At 40.2% G+C, this 16,244-nt stretch carries 19 protein-coding genes; all 19 read right to left on the bottom strand.

From position 1 onward, the window contains the following. Positions 1-9: 9 nt before the first annotated feature. The gene (dxs, locus tag ABE099_RS08995) at positions 10-1,914 is read right to left on the bottom strand and encodes a 1-deoxy-D-xylulose-5-phosphate synthase (protein WP_430029482.1); all 1,905 of its coding nucleotides are present in this window, start codon (positions 1,912-1,914) and stop codon (positions 10-12) included. Between the two features lie 98 nt (positions 1,915-2,012). After that, positions 2,013-2,888 (bottom strand): polyprenyl synthetase family protein, encoded by an 876-nt coding sequence (locus ABE099_RS09000; protein ID WP_430029484.1) that lies wholly within the window; start codon positions 2,886-2,888, stop codon positions 2,013-2,015. A 32-nt stretch (positions 2,889-2,920) separates the two neighbouring features. After that, the gene (xseB, locus tag ABE099_RS09005) at positions 2,921-3,154 is read right to left on the bottom strand and encodes an exodeoxyribonuclease VII small subunit (protein ID WP_430029486.1); all 234 of its coding nucleotides are present in this window, start codon (positions 3,152-3,154) and stop codon (positions 2,921-2,923) included. Beyond that, positions 3,138-4,469, bottom strand: coding sequence for an exodeoxyribonuclease VII large subunit (gene xseA / locus ABE099_RS09010; RefSeq protein WP_430030554.1), 1,332 nt, complete (start codon positions 4,467-4,469; stop codon positions 3,138-3,140). The genes xseB and xseA overlap by 17 nt, the downstream gene beginning before the upstream one ends. A gap of 72 nt (positions 4,470-4,541) precedes the next feature. Then, positions 4,542-5,402, bottom strand: coding sequence for a bifunctional methylenetetrahydrofolate dehydrogenase/methenyltetrahydrofolate cyclohydrolase FolD (gene folD, locus ABE099_RS09015; RefSeq protein WP_430029488.1), 861 nt, complete (start codon positions 5,400-5,402; stop codon positions 4,542-4,544). Between the two features lie 104 nt (positions 5,403-5,506). After that, entirely contained in the window at positions 5,507-5,962 is a 456-nt protein-coding gene (gene nusB / locus ABE099_RS09020; protein WP_430029490.1) for a transcription antitermination factor NusB, read from the bottom strand. Positions 5,963-6,091: 129 nt separating this feature from the next. Next, positions 6,092-6,325 carry a DUF2273 domain-containing protein gene (locus ABE099_RS09025; RefSeq protein ID WP_210090226.1) on the bottom strand — a complete coding sequence of 78 codons (234 nt, stop codon included), beginning with the start codon at positions 6,323-6,325 and terminating at the stop codon, positions 6,092-6,094. A gap of 14 nt (positions 6,326-6,339) precedes the next feature. Further along, entirely contained in the window at positions 6,340-6,882 is a 543-nt protein-coding gene (gene amaP / locus ABE099_RS09030) for an alkaline shock response membrane anchor protein AmaP (protein WP_210090225.1), read from the bottom strand. Positions 6,883-6,966: 84 nt separating this feature from the next. Beyond that, positions 6,967-7,374, bottom strand: a complete 408-nt coding sequence (locus tag ABE099_RS09035; RefSeq protein WP_210090224.1) for an Asp23/Gls24 family envelope stress response protein — start codon at positions 7,372-7,374, stop codon at positions 6,967-6,969. 120 nt (positions 7,375-7,494) lie between these two features. Next, the gene (gene accC / locus ABE099_RS09040) at positions 7,495-8,838 is read right to left on the bottom strand and encodes an acetyl-CoA carboxylase biotin carboxylase subunit (RefSeq protein WP_430029492.1); all 1,344 of its coding nucleotides are present in this window, start codon (positions 8,836-8,838) and stop codon (positions 7,495-7,497) included. A gap of 24 nt (positions 8,839-8,862) precedes the next feature. Then, entirely contained in the window at positions 8,863-9,354 is a 492-nt protein-coding gene (gene accB, locus ABE099_RS09045; RefSeq protein WP_430029494.1) for an acetyl-CoA carboxylase biotin carboxyl carrier protein, read from the bottom strand. A 323-nt stretch (positions 9,355-9,677) separates the two neighbouring features. Continuing rightward, positions 9,678-10,427 (bottom strand): SpoIIIAH-like family protein, encoded by a 750-nt coding sequence (locus ABE099_RS09050; protein WP_430029496.1) that lies wholly within the window; start codon positions 10,425-10,427, stop codon positions 9,678-9,680. Between the two features lie 44 nt (positions 10,428-10,471). Next, complete coding sequence (spoIIIAG, locus tag ABE099_RS09055) at positions 10,472-11,125, bottom strand: stage III sporulation protein AG (RefSeq protein ID WP_430029498.1); 654 nt, start codon at positions 11,123-11,125, stop codon at positions 10,472-10,474. A 12-nt stretch (positions 11,126-11,137) separates the two neighbouring features. Beyond that, positions 11,138-12,022 (bottom strand): stage III sporulation protein AF, encoded by an 885-nt coding sequence (gene spoIIIAF, locus ABE099_RS09060; RefSeq protein WP_430029500.1) that lies wholly within the window; start codon positions 12,020-12,022, stop codon positions 11,138-11,140. Between the two features lie 44 nt (positions 12,023-12,066). Then, positions 12,067-13,275: a stage III sporulation protein AE gene (gene spoIIIAE, locus ABE099_RS09065; protein ID WP_430029502.1), complete on the bottom strand. Its 1,209-nt coding sequence runs from the start codon at positions 13,273-13,275 to the stop codon at positions 12,067-12,069. 14 nt (positions 13,276-13,289) lie between these two features. Then, the gene (gene spoIIIAD / locus ABE099_RS09070; RefSeq protein ID WP_430029504.1) at positions 13,290-13,679 is read right to left on the bottom strand and encodes a stage III sporulation protein AD; all 390 of its coding nucleotides are present in this window, start codon (positions 13,677-13,679) and stop codon (positions 13,290-13,292) included. An 11-nt stretch (positions 13,680-13,690) separates the two neighbouring features. Beyond that, positions 13,691-13,894, bottom strand: coding sequence for a stage III sporulation protein AC (gene spoIIIAC, locus ABE099_RS09075; protein WP_209858749.1), 204 nt, complete (start codon positions 13,892-13,894; stop codon positions 13,691-13,693). A 43-nt stretch (positions 13,895-13,937) separates the two neighbouring features. Then, entirely contained in the window at positions 13,938-14,453 is a 516-nt protein-coding gene (gene spoIIIAB, locus ABE099_RS09080) for a stage III sporulation protein SpoIIIAB (protein WP_430029506.1), read from the bottom strand. Next, positions 14,446-15,444 carry a stage III sporulation protein AA gene (gene spoIIIAA, locus ABE099_RS09085; RefSeq protein ID WP_430029509.1) on the bottom strand — a complete coding sequence of 333 codons (999 nt, stop codon included), beginning with the start codon at positions 15,442-15,444 and terminating at the stop codon, positions 14,446-14,448. Before spoIIIAA ends, spoIIIAB begins: the two co-directional genes overlap by 8 nt. Positions 15,445-16,244 lie beyond the last annotated feature (800 nt).

The raw sequence follows: 16,244 nt of genomic DNA on the forward strand, positions 1-16,244 counted from the left end.
AAACAATATTTAAGAAGGTTTGACCTGCTTCACATACTTACGATGACCTAGACGGGATGATTTTATGAGTTCTATAACGGATTCAGCGGTAAGACCTACTTCCTCTCGTTGCTCCTTAATCGTACCATGCTCAATAAATACATCAGGAATACCCATTAACGAAACATCCACACCCGTTATACCTGTCGTTGCATAAAACTCCAACACAGCACTACCTAAGCTTCCCGCTTGTGAGGCCTCTTCAAGCACAATAAGTTTATTCCGACGGTGCGCCAATTCTGTAAGCATATTTTCATCTAAAGGCTTAAGGAAACGTGCATTGACAACCTCTACTGAAATTCCATCCCGCTTTAGACTTTCTGCGGCTGCTTTAGCGACTTCGACCATTGGGCCCACCGCTAAAATACTAATTTCCTCTCCTGACACTAATGTTTCCCAAGTTCCAATTGGAATTGCTTTTAGCTCTTCATCCCAAGGCACGCCAGGCACATTAATACGTGGATAGCGATAGGCAATTGGTCCATCATTATAATCAAGTGCGGTCTTCATCATATGCCGTAGCTCATTATCGTCTTTTGGCATCATGATTACGATATTTGGGATGTGACGCATAAAAGCAATGTCATATACACCTTGATGTGTTTCTCCATCGGCACCTACAAAGCCAGCGCGGTCAATGGCAAACATTACATTCGCATTATGGCGACAAATATCATGCACAATCTGATCGTAAGCACGTTGCATGAAGGTAGAATATACCGCATAAATCGGCTTCATTCCCTCAAGCGCCATCGCTGCACATAATGTAGCCGCATGTTGCTCTGCAATCCCAACGTCAATCATCCGATTAGGATACTTTTCAGCAAACTTAACTAAACCAGAACCACTTGGCATCGCTGGGGTCACGGCAACAATACGTGGGTCCTGCTCAGCTAGCTCCATCAACGTTTGAGAAAAGACTTCAGTGTACATCATGTTACCAACTGCTTTTAATACCTGGCCTGATTCAATTTTATAAGGAGAAATGCCATGCCACTTATGAGAGTCCTTCTCAGCAGGCGTATATCCCTTCCCTTTTGTCGTCAGTACGTGTACAAGCACAGGTCCTGTTACATTTTTAGCTTGAGTAAAAATATCAACTAAGCTTTCCATATCATGACCATCTACAGGACCTAAATAAGTAAACCCTAATTCCTCAAACAAAATACCAGAAACCATTAAATATTTTAAACTATCCTTAAACCGCTCTACTGTTTTAGCAAGCTTTCCACCAATGGCAGGAATTTTTTTAAGGAATTGCTCTACTTCACCTTTGGCTCGCAAATAATTGCGATCAGAGCGTAGCTTATTAAGATAATTGTGCATTGCACCTACATTTGGCGCAATCGACATTTCATTATCGTTTAAAACAACCATCATATTTTTTTTCTCATGTCCAATATGATTTAACGCCTCAAATGCCATTCCGCCTGTAAGCGCGCCATCTCCGATAACGGCAACTACACTGTTGTCTTCACCCTTGAGATCACGTGCTAATGCCATACCCATGGCAGCGGAAAGAGAAGTGCTGCTGTGACCTGCTTCCCACACGTCATGCTCACTTTCGCAACGTTTCACAAAGCCACACAATCCATTTGACTTACGTAATGTATCAAAACGATCCATTCGGCCCGTTAATATTTTATGCACATACGCTTGGTGCCCTACATCAAAAATAATTTTATCCCGTGGACTTTCGTAGCAATAATGCAACGCTAGTGTCAATTCAACGACACCTAAATTAGAGGCAAGATGTCCACCTGTCACCGATAACTTCTCAATTAGAAATTGACGTATATCAGCAGCTAATGGAACAAGTTGCTCCGTAGTAAAATTTTTCAAGTCGCTGGGTTCATTAATTTGTGAAAGCAGCATTGAAAATTCCCCGCTTCCCATAAATTAGATTTCTCTTTGTTGATAATAGCCTTCATTATATCACATGAATACAATAAAAACGAAAAATCAATAAAACATTAATGATCTCGATGAGTTAAAAAATCAGCAATTTGAAGCAAACGTTCAGGGAAGGGGATACTTCCATCACTTACTGCCTCTTTTGCTGCTAGCGTTAATCTTTCTAATTCAGCCTGTGAAGCCTCTAAACCGATAAAATATGGATAAGTCACTTTTTCTTGCTTCACATCACTTTGAACCTTTTTGCCAAGCTTTCCTTCATCGCCAACAAGATCAAGAATATCATCACGAATTTGGAAAGCAAGTCCAATACATTGACCAAACTTAGCTAGTGCAGCAAGCTGCGCTTCAGACGCTCCACTAACACGTCCTCCCGCCTTTAGAGAGAAAACGATTAAATCACCTGTTTTATGCTGGTGAATATATTGTAACGTCTCAAGATCAGTAATCCCTTGTTCCCCTTGCATATCTGCAACTTGTCCCCCTACCATACCCGAAGGGCCTGCAAATATAGCCAATTCCTCAATAATATCTAAAGTGGCCTCGGCAGGTACATTGTGCAAGCGACTAGCTTGGACAATTTGATGAAAGGCATGTGTGAGTAAGCCATCTCCTGCAAGAATTGCCATCGCTTCTCCAAACACATTATGATTTGTAGGTTTCCCTCTACGAAAATCATCATTATCCATCGCTGGTAAATCATCATGAATTAAGGAATACGTGTGTATCATTTCTACTGCCTGAGCAATGGGGATTGCAGCCTCACGTTGTCCCCCAATAGCCTCTGCGGCCGCTATTACTAGCAATGGACGTAACCTTTTCCCACCCGCAAGCAAAGAATATTCCATTGAATCTCTTAATGAAGCTGGTATATTCCAAGTCTCGGGAACCGAGGTCGAAAATGAATCTACAAGTTTCATTTCAATCTCTTTCATATATTGTTCTAAAGGAATGAAACTAGTCAATTTTATTCCCCGCCTTCTAATATAAACGGTCTTTTCTGAGTTTGTCCCTCTTGCTCTACAATCATTTCTATTTTACGCTCAACCTCTGTTAACTTGCTTCCACAAATTTGGGACAACTGCATCCCGGTCTGAAACAATTCAATTGCCTGCTCCAATGGGACATCTCCTGCTTCTAATTGAGATACAATTTGCTCCAGCTTATTCATTGCCTCTTCAAAGCTAATTTCCTGTTCCATTGCGTTCTCCTTTCTCATTAGGTTTAGGCTCCATTCCCCAAACCTGACAGCTCAAATCACCATCTGCAACTTTAACCGTAATGAGATCACCAAGATGAACATCATCAACTGATTTAATCAACTTCTCCTCTTGCTGATCATACACAAGGCTGTATCCTCGCTCCATTACCTTTAGCGGGCTAAGTGCATCTAAATGCCGAATTGCACCACCTAAACGTTGTTTGTGCTCTCTCATAATCCGCTCCATGCCTTGCCCTAACTGACGTGTCAATTCAGTATGTCGATGTTTTACGTTCATAAAGGTTTGTGCAGGATGATAACGAAGCAATTGATGATGTATCTGTCTGTGACGTGAGTTTTGAAGTGAAATATAATTCCGAATTAAATATTTTGATCTTGCTTGTAGCGCATCTAATCGTTCAATATGTTGTGTTAAGCTTCGCTTTGGATGAACTAAAACAGGTGAACGCTGGACACGCTTCAAGGAAGCTTGAGCTTGCTCAACTTTGGATTGTACAAGCCGATAAAGCATATTTTGCCGTTGCTTAATTACAGCCATCAGCTCTGCTTGATGCGGAACAGCGAGCTCTGCCGCTGCAGTTGGTGTTGCTGCACGCAAATCAGCCACAAAATCTGCGATTGTAAAATCCGTTTCATGACCTACTGCAGAAATCACGGGAATAGAGGAATGATAAATGGCATGTGCCACAATCTCCTCATTAAACGCCCATAGCTCCTCCAGTGATCCACCACCACGCCCTACAATTAACACATCCGCCTCCGCCGACTCGTTAAGCGCCTTAATGGCTTTAACAATGGAAGGAGCCGCTCCTTTCCCTTGCACAAGCACAGGGTATAAGATAACATTTGCCCTTGGATAACGGCGTTCTAAGGTAGTTATAATATCTCTAACAGCTGCCCCAGTAGGCGATGTGACAACGCCTATCACCTTGGGAAAACGAGGGATAGCTTTTTTACGCTCAGGTAAAAACCATCCTGCCGATTCTAGCTTGCTTTTAAGCTGCTCATAGGCCAAATATAAGCTACCCACACCATCGGGCTGCATCTGTGTCACGTAAAATTGATATTGTCCATCACGTTCATATACAGACACATTCCCTTTAGCAATCACACGCGTACCTTCCTTAGGAATGAAGGGTAGACGTTGATTGTGAGAAGCAAACATAATTGTTTTGATTCTGCTATCGGCATCTTTAAGCGTAAAATACATATGTCCACTAGAATGATGCGTAAAATTGGAGATCTCGCCTCGAATCCACACTTCCGACAACACGTTATCAGATTCCAGCTTCATCCGAATGTAACGATTTAATTCCTTGATGGAATAAATGCGTTGCTCCACGAGAACCCCTCCTTGTTTAATTATTTATGAACGTTGTTGGTGTAGTCTTTTTGCAGCAACAACTGTATTTTGCATAAGCATCGTAATGGTCATTGGACCAACTCCACCTGGAACCGGTGTAATCGGGCCTGATACTTCCTTTACACTCTCAAAATCAACATCTCCAGCTAGCTTGCCATTATCGAGCCGGTTCATCCCAACATCAATGACAACCGCCCCAGGCTTCACGAAAGAAGCATCTACAAAGTTAGCACGTCCTATTGCTACAACTAAAATGTCTGCTTGTTTTGTAATTTCCTTCATGTTGTTCGTTCTAGAATGACACATTGTTACAGTTGCATTTTCACGCTGTAGTAGTAGTGACACAGGCTTACCCACAATGTTGCTGCGTCCAATAACAACGGCATGTTTGCCTGACATCTCAACACCTGCACGTTTAATCAACTCAATTACACCCGCAGGGGTACATGGCAGCAAGCTATCATCCCCGATGACCAAATTACCAACGTTAATCGGATGGAAGCCATCGACGTCCTTATGCACAGAAATCGCATCGATCACTGATTTCTCGTGAATATGTGAAGGTAATGGTAATTGCACTAAAATACCGTGAATATCCTGTTGATGGTTTAGCTTGTCCACTAAAGCAAGAAGCTCTTCCTCAGTTGTATTCGCTGACAAACGATGTACCTCTGAGTAAAAACCTAAATCATGACATGCCTTTTCCTTATTACGCACATAAACTCCAGAAGCTGGATCTTCGCCAACCAAAATAACTGCAAGTCCTGGTGTAAGCCCTTGACCTTTTAATTGCTCTACTTCATTTTTGAGCGAATTACGAATCTCTTCTGAAATTTGCTTCCCATTAATAATAGCTGCCGACATGTCATTTCTCTCCTTTTTGAGCGCAGTGAAACAGCAGTGAAGTTAGTTCAATCTGTCACTCTTAATTTAAGTTATATTTATTTTTACTTTTGTAAAACTCTCGATTATTTCACGACTTTAGATTTTAATTCATCTAAATCCCCAATCAGCTTACCTAACACACCATTAACAAACTTACCTGACTCTGGCATGCCAAAATGCTTCGCTAAATCTACTGCTTCGTTAACAGCAACCTTGCCCGGTACATCGTCCCGAAATACCATTTCATAAACAGCTAGTCTTAAAATTTGACGGTCTACTTTAGATAAACGATCTAAATTCCAATTTTGTAAGTAATCCACTAATAGCTCATCAATCGCGAGTTTGTTATTCGCAACCCCATTAACAAGCTCAAGTACAAATTCCTTTGTTTTACTTACATCAGACAATTCAACCTGGGACTCATTTTCCTCAGATGCTTCTGTAAGGAGCATCACTACGGCTTCCTCTGCTTCCACTTCATTCATTTCCATTTGATATAAGCTTTGTATCGCAATTTCTCTTGCTAACCGTCGTTTCATGTAAATCCTCCTTGATAGTGTGCAAAAATGCTAGAGATTAAAGACAAAAAAATCCTCTGACATACTCTCTCCACAAAATGGGCAAATTAAAAGCATAGCTCTTTTTTAGGAAAAAGCATATCACAGGAATTATTTAAATGGACGATAGCGTCTCTCTAACCAATTCCGTATTGTGCCCAATGAAATTAGATTTTCTTCGCCCAAGTCCTTACGTTTACCCACTATATAACCAATGTATAATAGCAGGGCACAAAACAGCATGTTCCAAAATCCAAAAAAGACATAAATAAGGAAGAAAAACAATCCAGCGCCAAGCCCGATTAGACGGCCTAAGCCACTTTCTTTAATTTGCCTCCATAACATAGGGTGATTCACTCCTATTCAACCCGACTTTTAATCATCGGGGATGATTGCACAAGATTAGCAATAAATACAGATACATAAGCAACAGGAATACCTGTCGTTGTTTTAACGTAATCATGCACTTGTCTTTGTACTTCCTCTGTTACGTCAGGAATAGGGGTTTCTCCATCCACTAATGCTCTTACTTTGATCTCAAGCCCTGCTTCAGTGATACGAATTCTTGTCTTAATATCGCGCACCCCACGTACAGTTGCCGCTGCCTTATAAGCTAAGTTTTCAATCGTCTCCACCGAAATTTGAATATCTCCATATTCTGTACGTTGATCAATGGAATTACCAGCATTACGATCACGCTTAATAGAAATGTACAGGAAACGTAAGCTAAGCAAAAACAGTACAGAAGCTGCTGCAATCATCCCAACAAACACAGGATCTTTTGAACTTGATTCATAGGATATAGTCACAACATTAGTTAATAAAAGAATTGCTGCTATCGAGATGACTCCAATGCATAAGCTGTAAAGGAAAAGCAACAATCGATCTACAATTTTAGCCACGAGAGGTAAAGCCTCCTTCATTAGTTCAAGTGAAAAGTGTAGTAAACCCCTGACTCAAGGTCGGGGGTTTATAGATGCATTCATTTATTTTACCCTGTGGTTTACTTCTGCTTCTTCGATCTTTTCAGCCGTTTTGAAGATCACGTCATGAATATGTACGTTCACTTCAATCACATTTAGTCCAGTCATATTTTCAATCGAGCGTTTAATATTACGTTGAATCTCAGTTGCTACCTCAGGGATTCGATTTCCATACTCAATAATGACAGAAACGTCTACAGCCGCTTCACGTTGTCCTACCTCAACCTTTACCCCTTTAGCCAAATTTTTACGGCCAAGAAGCTCAGCAATGTCACCTGCAAAGCCACCACTCATACCAGCAACGCCTTTTACCTCGACGGTTGCAAGACCAGCAATCACTTCAATGACTTCAGGTGCAATCTGAATTTCACCAATGTCTGTACGTTCAAATTCAGTAGATACTGTACTCATTTCAATCATCCACCTCTCAATAAGTATGACGCTAGACTTTACAAATCCTTCTTAGACAAGCGCACTTATTATACATACTATATCATTTCAGGTTCATTATGACAAACCAAGAGGTTTTTTCTAAATTTCGTTTTCTTCCAAAAACTTAATATCGAAATTACCACTTAAAAAGGCAGGGTGCTCAAGCAATTTCTGGTGAAACGGAATCGTAGTATGAATGCCTTCAATCGCAAATTCAGCTAAGGCGCGCTTCATTCTTGTAATCGCCTCTTCACGCGTTTTTCCCCATACGATCAGCTTCGCAATCATTGAGTCATAATAAGGAGAAATCGTGTACCCTGGATATGCACTGCTATCGACTCGTACTCCTGGACCACCAGGTGCAAGGTAAAAATCAATTTTACCCGGAGAAGGCATAAAGTTACGGAATGGATCCTCTGCATTAATACGACATTCAATCGACCATCCATCTAGCACAACTTCATTTTGACTAAAGGAAAGTGGGTTGCCTTCTGCAACAGAAATCATTTCTTGAATGAGATCAATTCCTGTCACCATTTCAGTTACGGGATGCTCAACTTGAATTCTAGTATTCATTTCCATGAAATAAAACTGTCCATCTTGTCCAAGCAAAAACTCCAGTGTACCCGCTCCAGAGTAGTCTACCGCCAAAGCCGCTCTAACAGCTGCTTCTCCCATTTCCTTACGTTTTTCAGCAGAAAGAACAGGACAAGGAGCTTCCTCAATTAGCTTCTGGCGACGACGTTGAATGGAGCAATCACGCTCACCGAGATACACCGCATTACCATGCTTATCGGCAATGATTTGGATCTCAACGTGCTTCATTCCAGTCAAGTATTTTTCTAGGTAAACACCAGCATTACCAAATGCCTTTTGAGCTTCTTGCTGAGCAGTTTCAATCTGCTTCACTAAGCTTTCTTCATTTTCAGCAATACGAATTCCTTTACCGCCACCACCAGCAGTTGCCTTAATAATGACAGGATATCCAATTTGTCTTGCAATCATAATAGCTTCATCCAAATCTTGAATCAAGCCATCTGAACCAGGGATAACCGGAACATTTGCCTCCTGCATCGTTTGCTTAGCTACTGCCTTATCCCCCATTTTAGTAATCGCTTCAGGGGAAGGTCCAACAAAAGTAATATTGCAGGAAGCACAGATTTCAGCAAAGTCAGCATTTTCAGCCAAAAACCCATAACCAGGGTGGACAGCATCACATTCGGTTAAAGTGGCAACACTCATCAAATTTGTTAAATTTAAATAACTGTCACGAGATAAGGTGGGTCCAATACAATAGGCCTCATCCGCTAATTTAACATGTAAGGAGTCACGGTCAGCCTCTGAATATACTGCAACAGTGGAAATCCCCATTTCCCTACACGCCCTGATAATACGAACTGCAATTTCGCCACGATTGGCAATTAACAATTTCTGAAATTTCATCTGTTTACACACCCTCCTTGGTAATTACTCCGGTTTCACCAGAAATAGAGGTTGTCCATATTCTACAAGCTGACCATTTTCCACAAGAATATCAACTATGGAGCCCTTCACTTCAGCTTCTAATTCATTCATTAATTTCATGGCTTCAATAATACATACCGTCGTTTTGTCTCCTACTTTGTCCCCGATATTCACAAAAGGATTTGCATCAGGTGAAGATGAACGATAAAAAGTACCTACCATCGGAGAAACAATGGTATGTAAATGAGAGGTGTCTGGAGTTGCTACAGTCGTTTCCCCTGCACTGCCACTTGTATTTACTTCGCTCACAGTGACCTCAGGCATATTTAAACCTGCTGAGGGAGACATCACCATCGGTTGTGTCATCACTGGCGCAAATTGCGGAGAAGCTTTGCGAATACTCAAGCGACTTCCTTCATTTTCAATTTCCAATTCCTGTAATGTTGATTTGTCTACTAATTCAATCAATTCTTTAATTTCACTTAGCTTTAGCATATTATTATTCACTCCTTCAGCTTTAAATCAGCAAAGCCTTGGCCTTTTTTGTAACATAACTTTATGTATTATATCACAATCAATCAAAATAGAAAGAGTGGAGCATTCTATACGTACTAAGACATATTTGAAAACTCACCAAGCTCAATCCTTTGCAAAAACGAAAGCACAGCTTTATTAAGCTGCTCTAATCCAGGTGATTCAATTGGGAAATGACCTGCACCCTTTAAAATTAGACATTTTTAAAAGAAAAGAAGAGAGTCACTAAGGAACGAACACGTTTCCGTAATGTACTCTCCCCCCTCATGCTTATTATTTATTTATTATTTACTCACATATTGCACACTTACTTTATCTTGAGAAACACCTAATTCTTTAATAACAAGGTCTACGATGTTTACTGCATCTTTTGCTTCAAGCTTTTCACTTGCGACTACGACCTTATATTGATTATTGTCCTCAGTAACTACAGCATTTGCATATTGTTGTTGTAGGCGCTCTTCAATACCATTAATTTTTTCTTCATTTTCCTCTAACACTCTTAGTTCCTTTTGAGCAACTGCTGACTCATCTAGTGATTTTCCATCATTAATTTTTTTCAAAAGCTCATCTACTCTTTTAGCATTGGTTTGACTTCTTTCTTGCTGATAAGCGGTAAGTTGATCTAGTTTAGTTGTACCTTGGCTTTCAAGCTGCTTTAAAACATCTTCATCTTTGACCTGTGGTTCGGTCACTTGTCCGTTTTGTTGTTTCTCTCCTGTTTGTTCTTTTTCGCCTGATGGTTCATTATTATCCTTTACTTCAGTTTGTGGCTGCTCTTTGTCATCTTTAATTGCACCTGTAGAAGAACCATTTTCAGACGTTACTTCAGAAATGGTAACATCTTGACTAGATGGTGCTGAATCTGGGAACAATTTCAGGTCTGTTGGATTTTGCATGTTCACAACTTGCTCGCCCTCTACTGGTTTTGAAGCATTTTGGCTTGAATCCTCTGTAAACAAATAATAAGCAGATAAAATGACCATTAAGCTAAGCATGGATACCAACCAAATTGTTTGTCTTTTAGATTTCATAACTATACTTCCTCCTTAGAATCCTTTTATTTAATTTCTTTGTTTTATTGTGATTGTTTCCTAGGCACAACAGAGATTCTGAAGGCTGGAACATTCAATCCTTTTTCAACTGCATCTACAATCAGACCTTTTACCGTATCATTTTCTGCTCCTCTAGCTACGACCAACACACCACGAACCTTAGGCTTTACCTTTTTAGTTACAATCGGCTGTTGATTACCTGATACCTCATAAGTCATGATTTGTCCGTCTTTTGTGTATTGCGTAATGTTGCGTTTTCCTCCACCTGCATCTGTTTCTTCCGTCACCTCTTGACTGTCCTTAACATTACGTTGGACAATGACTTCTTCAGTAGAATCAATTGTGACAAGAACATCCACTGCACCTACACCTACTATTTTTTCCAAAATTTCTTTTGTTTTATTTTCGAGCGAATGCTCAATATCATCAAAAGGACTTGTACTCGTATCAGCATCACTTAAATTAGGGGTTGTTATATTTTGAAGCACCGGCGGCTCTCGTCCTTCTCCTTCTGGATCTATCTTTTTCACATGAACAAAGGAGTTAAATAACATAATAGCCATACCAATTAAGGCGATTAATATAAGCAAACGGAATGTATTTAGTTTCCTTTTTCCATTTTCATTTTTTCCTCCTGAGCTAATAAATGCTTCTAGCTTATTCCACCACTTTGGCATCAAATCACCTCCTTATTCCTTAAAATTTGCCTCATCCACCACAACAGAAATGACGTTTCTTTGTATCCCCCATTGCTCCTGTAAAAAGCTTTTTATTTTATCGCTCATCTGCTTCATTTTTTCATCGTTAGTGCCCTGATTAGTGCCTTGATCTTGATTAATAGTTAATGGCTTGTTATGTCTTTGTTCTTTCTTGTGTTCTCCAGCATTCTCATCTTTTTGAGATGAGCTAATATCAATTTCAATTTGCTTAACTGCAGGAATCTCTACACTTTGTATTTTGTCTGGCGAAGTGTTTTGAGTTGCCCCCCCTGTTATTTCTGATGACTCTGATTGTTGTGGTTGTTCTAATTGCTCTGAGCGCTCTGACTGATTTGGCTGATTTGGCTGACTTGACTGTTTGGACTGCTCTGGCTCGACTATCGGCTCAGATTGTACCTGAAGACTGCTCCCCATCACTACCTCGATTGAGGTAATTGTTGTTTCTTTTTTATTTCCTAAGTTTGTTAATCCTACTGCTACTCGGCTAATCGGTTGCCCTGTCACATTTTTGAGTTGCTCCTTCATTTGCCTTGCAATTTCTTCCCCTGTCCAAGCCATAACTTCTTGCTCACGTTTCTTCTGAAGTTGATTCCCCTCAGCTAAAATCTTTTTCGTCTCTGCCTGTACATTCCCATCTTCCTCATCAAATCCACCGGTTAAAGCAACTTCAATTTTTTTCTCTGTTTGATCTGTAAATAACTTCATAATCGGTGACAGTAAGGTCAGCAGAATCAATAAGCTAATCACAAATTTTACATATCGTTCCATTGAACGATTAGGCAACAATAGTTCAATAAATACTGCAAATAAGATGATAAAAATAATTTCTTTTAGCCATTGTGAAAGCAAGGTCATAACGTTCACCATCCCTAAACAAGCGACACTATATCAATTTCTGCTCACCTCATCATCACCGTAATATTTCCGGCGGTTAGCATAATCGTGATGGCTAGAAAAAACATCATCGCAACCGCGGCAAGTGCCGCAAATACGTACACCATACTTTTACCGATGGTTTCTAAGCAAGTTAGAATTGGAGAATCACCAAGTGGCTGTAACACAGCAGCAGCTAGATTAAATATTAGTGCTAAAATTAGTATCTTGATGGCTGGAAAAGCACATAAGAACAACAAAATAATGACGCCAACAATTCCGACTGAATTTTTGACTAACAGTGAAGCGGATACTACTGTATCCGTCGCATCTGCAAATAACTTGCCAACGACTGGAACAAAGTTTCCAGTTAAATATTTCGCAGCTCTAAGTGTCACTCCGTCTGTAACTGAGCCTGTAAACCCTCTGACCGAAATTACTCCTAAAAAAACCGTAAGCAAAACTCCAAGCAACCCCATGCTGACTGTTTTGAGTAGATCAGCAAGCCGATCCACCTTGTACCTGTCTGACAGCGAGCTAACGATATGAAGGAGAACCGAGAAGAACAACAATGGAAAAATAATGGTGTGTACTAATGTTCCTACGGTATGCACCATAAACACGACAAAGGGATGTGTAATCGTCACCGTTACGACATTGCCCATCGAAGCTAGGAGCATAAACAGCAGCGGCACCATCGCAATCATAAAATCAACCATAGCTCTTATCGCTGAACTAGCATAAGAAATTGCAACATGAAAGCTATTGATAGCAAGCACCAAAATAACCATATAACAGATGGAGTAGGCAACCTTACTAACTTGCTTACGTTCAAATGCGGTTTGTAGCGTTTCAAGGATCATACTGAACACACACAATAAAATGATGGTGACAAGAATATGACCGTTGTATAACACCTCATGCCACATATATTTCATCAAGCCAGAAAAAACTGACTTTAAATCAAATCCTTGACCTTCCTTAATCAACATGTCTTTAAATGAAGGGAGCTGCTGATCAGGGAAAAAACCACCGTATTCCTTCATCAAGCTATCCCAGTAGGTTTCAACTTCATCTGTCTTTAGCTCATTGCTTTGTCGTTCTTTCCAATTCACTTCTTTTCCATCTGTATCCTTTGCATTTACCTGAAAGGGGAGTAGCAATGATAGTGTTAATGCACCTAGAATAATCAAGAGTAGTGGTAAATGAAGCTGCTTCGTTTTCCATAATTTCATTACCTCATCCCCTTCTAGGTAGGCAATAGCTTCATGATTGTTTCGATTATGATGCTGATTATAGGAACAGCGGATACCATAATAAGCACCTTTCCTGCTAACTCAATCTTTGAGGCTATGCTCTCTTGTCCAGCATCTCGTACAATTTGTGCACCAAATTCAGCAATATAAGCAATTCCAATTATTTTTAGAATGGTTTTGAGATAAACCATGTTAACCCCAGTTGATTCAGCTAGCTTCTGCAATACACTAATGATGCCACCGATTTTTTCGACCAAGTATAAAAAAATGATGATGCCTGTACACATCGCAAGCAGAAAGGCAAATAACGGCTTTTGTTCTTTTATTACTAAAATGAGTATTGTCGCAATTAAGCCTAGTCCAACAATCTGAATCATTTCCACTGATTATCCACCTACTGGAACAAGAAAATTGATTTAATCTCCTGAAACAAGCTGTCCAGCATTCGTATGACCATAAATAGGACAACAACGAAACCAATGAGTGTAACCCAATGTGCCATATCTTCTTTGCCCATCTGCTTCAATACGGTATGGATCATCGCTATAATTATGCCGATTCCTGCAATTTGAAATATTGCGTTTACTTCAATGTTCATTGTTTGGCACCTCACCATCTAGTCAGGATGTAAAATGTGGAGGTCAGTACAACAAAATGACCACTAAAATTCCACTTAACAATCCTAAGCTTTTGTACATTTTTTCATAATGCACTTGTTCATCACGAGCCTGAAGCTCTTCATGCTGCAATTGAGAGATTGCCGCAGTAATATGTCCTGCCTGATCCGCTCGATCACTTGTACCTAGGGTATAGCTGAGCTGAACCATAATCTCTTTTTCAGCTGACCTCATATCTGTGTGTCCCCAATACTGTGAAATTGCAGTATGCAAGCTTTGTTGTGCTGTTGAATTGTGATTATCCATCCCACCCGCTGCGTGCTCGAAAATACTTTGTAGCGGAGGTTTTAGCTGCTTGGCAATGACCCTGAGTGCATCTGGTAGAGGTGTAAAGCCATACATAATTTCTGTCTCTAGGCGTTTTAACGCTACGATTAATTGGCGAATTTGCCTTGGTCTGTTGGCATATTGTCGTGCTTTATACCAGCCTGCCAATGTTGCTGCCAAAATAATTAATGTAGCCCCTATCATTTTAGCCATAATATTCTTTGCCTCTTTGCACATCGTCATAGTTCAGCATCGTTCTACCCTTGTCATCCCATAGCTTGTACGTAATCGCCTTTCCCTTGCGGCTAAGGACCACATAAGCTTTGAAAAAGTCACTTCCTAAGCTTGAAACAGCTTTAAGTCTTGTTTGTAGCTCTTCCACACTTGAACCGTGTGCAGTAGCAATGACTCGTACTCCAGCATGTAATGCTTCAATCAGAGCCTCAATATCCTCTTTGCGCCCAATTTCATCTACAATGAGTACATCTGGAGACATCGAGCGAATCATCATCATCATACCTTCAGCCTTTGGACAACCGTCCATTACATCAGTTCTTGGCCCAACATCAAAGCTAGGAACACCTCGTTTACTGCCTGCAATTTCAGAACGTTCATCAATGACCGCTACTTTAAGCCCTTGCCACTGTGCTTTAGGATGTCGCCAAGTTCCATAACTGATTTGACGAGCCAAATCACGAATCATCGTTGTTTTCCCTTGCTGTGGGGGTGAAATAATTAAAGTATGATTGATGCTTTTCTGCTTAAAATCAAGCAACTTAGGGAGTAAATGATCTGCCACCCCCTGCACTTCTCTTGCCACTCTGACATTAAAGCCGCTAATATCTCGCAAATGAGCAACTTGTCCGCCGCTTAGAACTGTTCTACCAGATAAACCAACTCTGTGACCCCCTGCGATGGTAATAAATCCCCGTCTTAGTTCCTCCTCCATCGTGTATAAAGAATGATTGGTAATGAGATCAAGCAGGGTATTACTATCCTTGCGGCTGGGTCGATATGCATGCTCTGGCTTCGATGTCACCTCTCCTTTTGCTGTCAAATAATAAAAGTGTCCACCCGCATTCACCTCAAGGGCACGTCCCTCTCGAAGACGAATCTCCTCAATTTCATCCAAAAGCGAAGAGGGAAGAGAACGAAGCATACTCTGGATGTGATCGGGAAACAAGGATAACCAGCTTAGGCTCATCATTTTTCCCCCTATACTTTAAGCTTCCAACCAAAACTAGATAAATAATGTTTGGTTATATCTCATTTGTATGCTTGTACTTCGCGTTTATGACTCTAAATCTAGCAATATGTAAATTTAAGAGACTTATTTTAAGCAAAGAGCTGCAAGTCAGAGGGTTGCTTCGACCACTCTTAAATCCTGATTTCTTTGTTTGTACTTATAGAGATGTAGAAATCAGGATTTTAAAGGTGGACGCTCCGCTTCTCCACAATCCCTCTGCCTCTTCGCTAATTTTACTTTGCTATAATTGGGGGAAACCCAAAAAAGCACCACATTATTGTTTAATAATAATGTGGTGCCATGTTATGAGGTTCACCATTTCCAAAAGGCAAACCTCGAGATTATCTTTACTTCTATGAGATACGAAGCAAGCCCAAGGAGATTGTGGAAAATCGGGCATTCGTAATTAAAACTAAACCTGCTTGTACAACAAATACGAACAAAAAAAAGGAACTTCATTATTATTCACTAATAATAAAATCCCTTTTTATAAGGTTCGCCGTTCTTTAGGCGACCTCAAAATTATATTTTACTTCTATGAGATACAAAGCGAGCACAGATGGATTCTGGAGAAACTTGCTTTTAAAAATAGATTTCTCATCTTAATGTAGTGGCTCATTTATTAAAATTAATAGTTGCAAAATATACCCTAACTCGCGAAGGAACAGAGGGATTCTGGAGAAGTGAAACGTTCGTATTTAAAACCGGATTGCAACCATTAAGTTGTGTAAAAGGAATCTGGTTTTAAGAACGATCGT

The organism is Paenibacillus turicensis (genome assembly GCF_050461185.1).
Classification (GTDB): Bacteria; Bacillota; Bacilli; order Paenibacillales; family Paenibacillaceae; genus Fontibacillus; species Fontibacillus turicensis_A.

Coding starts and splice junctions, on each gene's coding strand:
- accC (WP_430029492.1), bottom strand. CDS start 8,838: ATGAAATTTCAGAAATTGTTAATTGCCAATCGTGGCGAAATTGCAGTT.
- spoIIIAG (WP_430029498.1), bottom strand. CDS start 11,125: ATGCCAAAGTGGTGGAATAAGCTAGAAGCATTTATTAGCTCAGGAGGA.
- nusB (WP_430029490.1), bottom strand. CDS start 5,962: ATGAAACGACGGTTAGCAAGAGAAATTGCGATACAAAGCTTATATCAA.
- ABE099_RS09050 (WP_430029496.1), bottom strand. CDS start 10,427: ATGAAATCTAAAAGACAAACAATTTGGTTGGTATCCATGCTTAGCTTA.
- xseB (WP_430029486.1), bottom strand. CDS start 3,154: ATGGAACAGGAAATTAGCTTTGAAGAGGCAATGAATAAGCTGGAGCAA.
- folD (WP_430029488.1), bottom strand. CDS start 5,402: ATGTCGGCAGCTATTATTAATGGGAAGCAAATTTCAGAAGAGATTCGT.
- spoIIIAE (WP_430029502.1), bottom strand. CDS start 13,275: ATGAAATTATGGAAAACGAAGCAGCTTCATTTACCACTACTCTTGATT.
- spoIIIAA (WP_430029509.1), bottom strand. CDS start 15,444: ATGAGCCTAAGCTGGTTATCCTTGTTTCCCGATCACATCCAGAGTATG.
- ABE099_RS09035 (WP_210090224.1), bottom strand. CDS start 7,374: ATGAGTACAGTATCTACTGAATTTGAACGTACAGACATTGGTGAAATT.
- dxs (WP_430029482.1), bottom strand. CDS start 1,914: ATGCTGCTTTCACAAATTAATGAACCCAGCGACTTGAAAAATTTTACT.
- ABE099_RS09000 (WP_430029484.1), bottom strand. CDS start 2,888: ATGAAAGAGATTGAAATGAAACTTGTAGATTCATTTTCGACCTCGGTT.
- spoIIIAF (WP_430029500.1), bottom strand. CDS start 12,022: ATGACCTTGCTTTCACAATGGCTAAAAGAAATTATTTTTATCATCTTA.
- spoIIIAB (WP_430029506.1), bottom strand. CDS start 14,453: ATGGCTAAAATGATAGGGGCTACATTAATTATTTTGGCAGCAACATTG.
- xseA (WP_430030554.1), bottom strand. CDS start 4,469: ATGAAGCTGGAATCTGATAACGTGTTGTCGGAAGTGTGGATTCGAGGC.
- accB (WP_430029494.1), bottom strand. CDS start 9,354: ATGCTAAAGCTAAGTGAAATTAAAGAATTGATTGAATTAGTAGACAAA.
- spoIIIAC (WP_209858749.1), bottom strand. CDS start 13,894: ATGAACATTGAAGTAAACGCAATATTTCAAATTGCAGGAATCGGCATA.
- ABE099_RS09025 (WP_210090226.1), bottom strand. CDS start 6,325: ATGTTATGGAGGCAAATTAAAGAAAGTGGCTTAGGCCGTCTAATCGGG.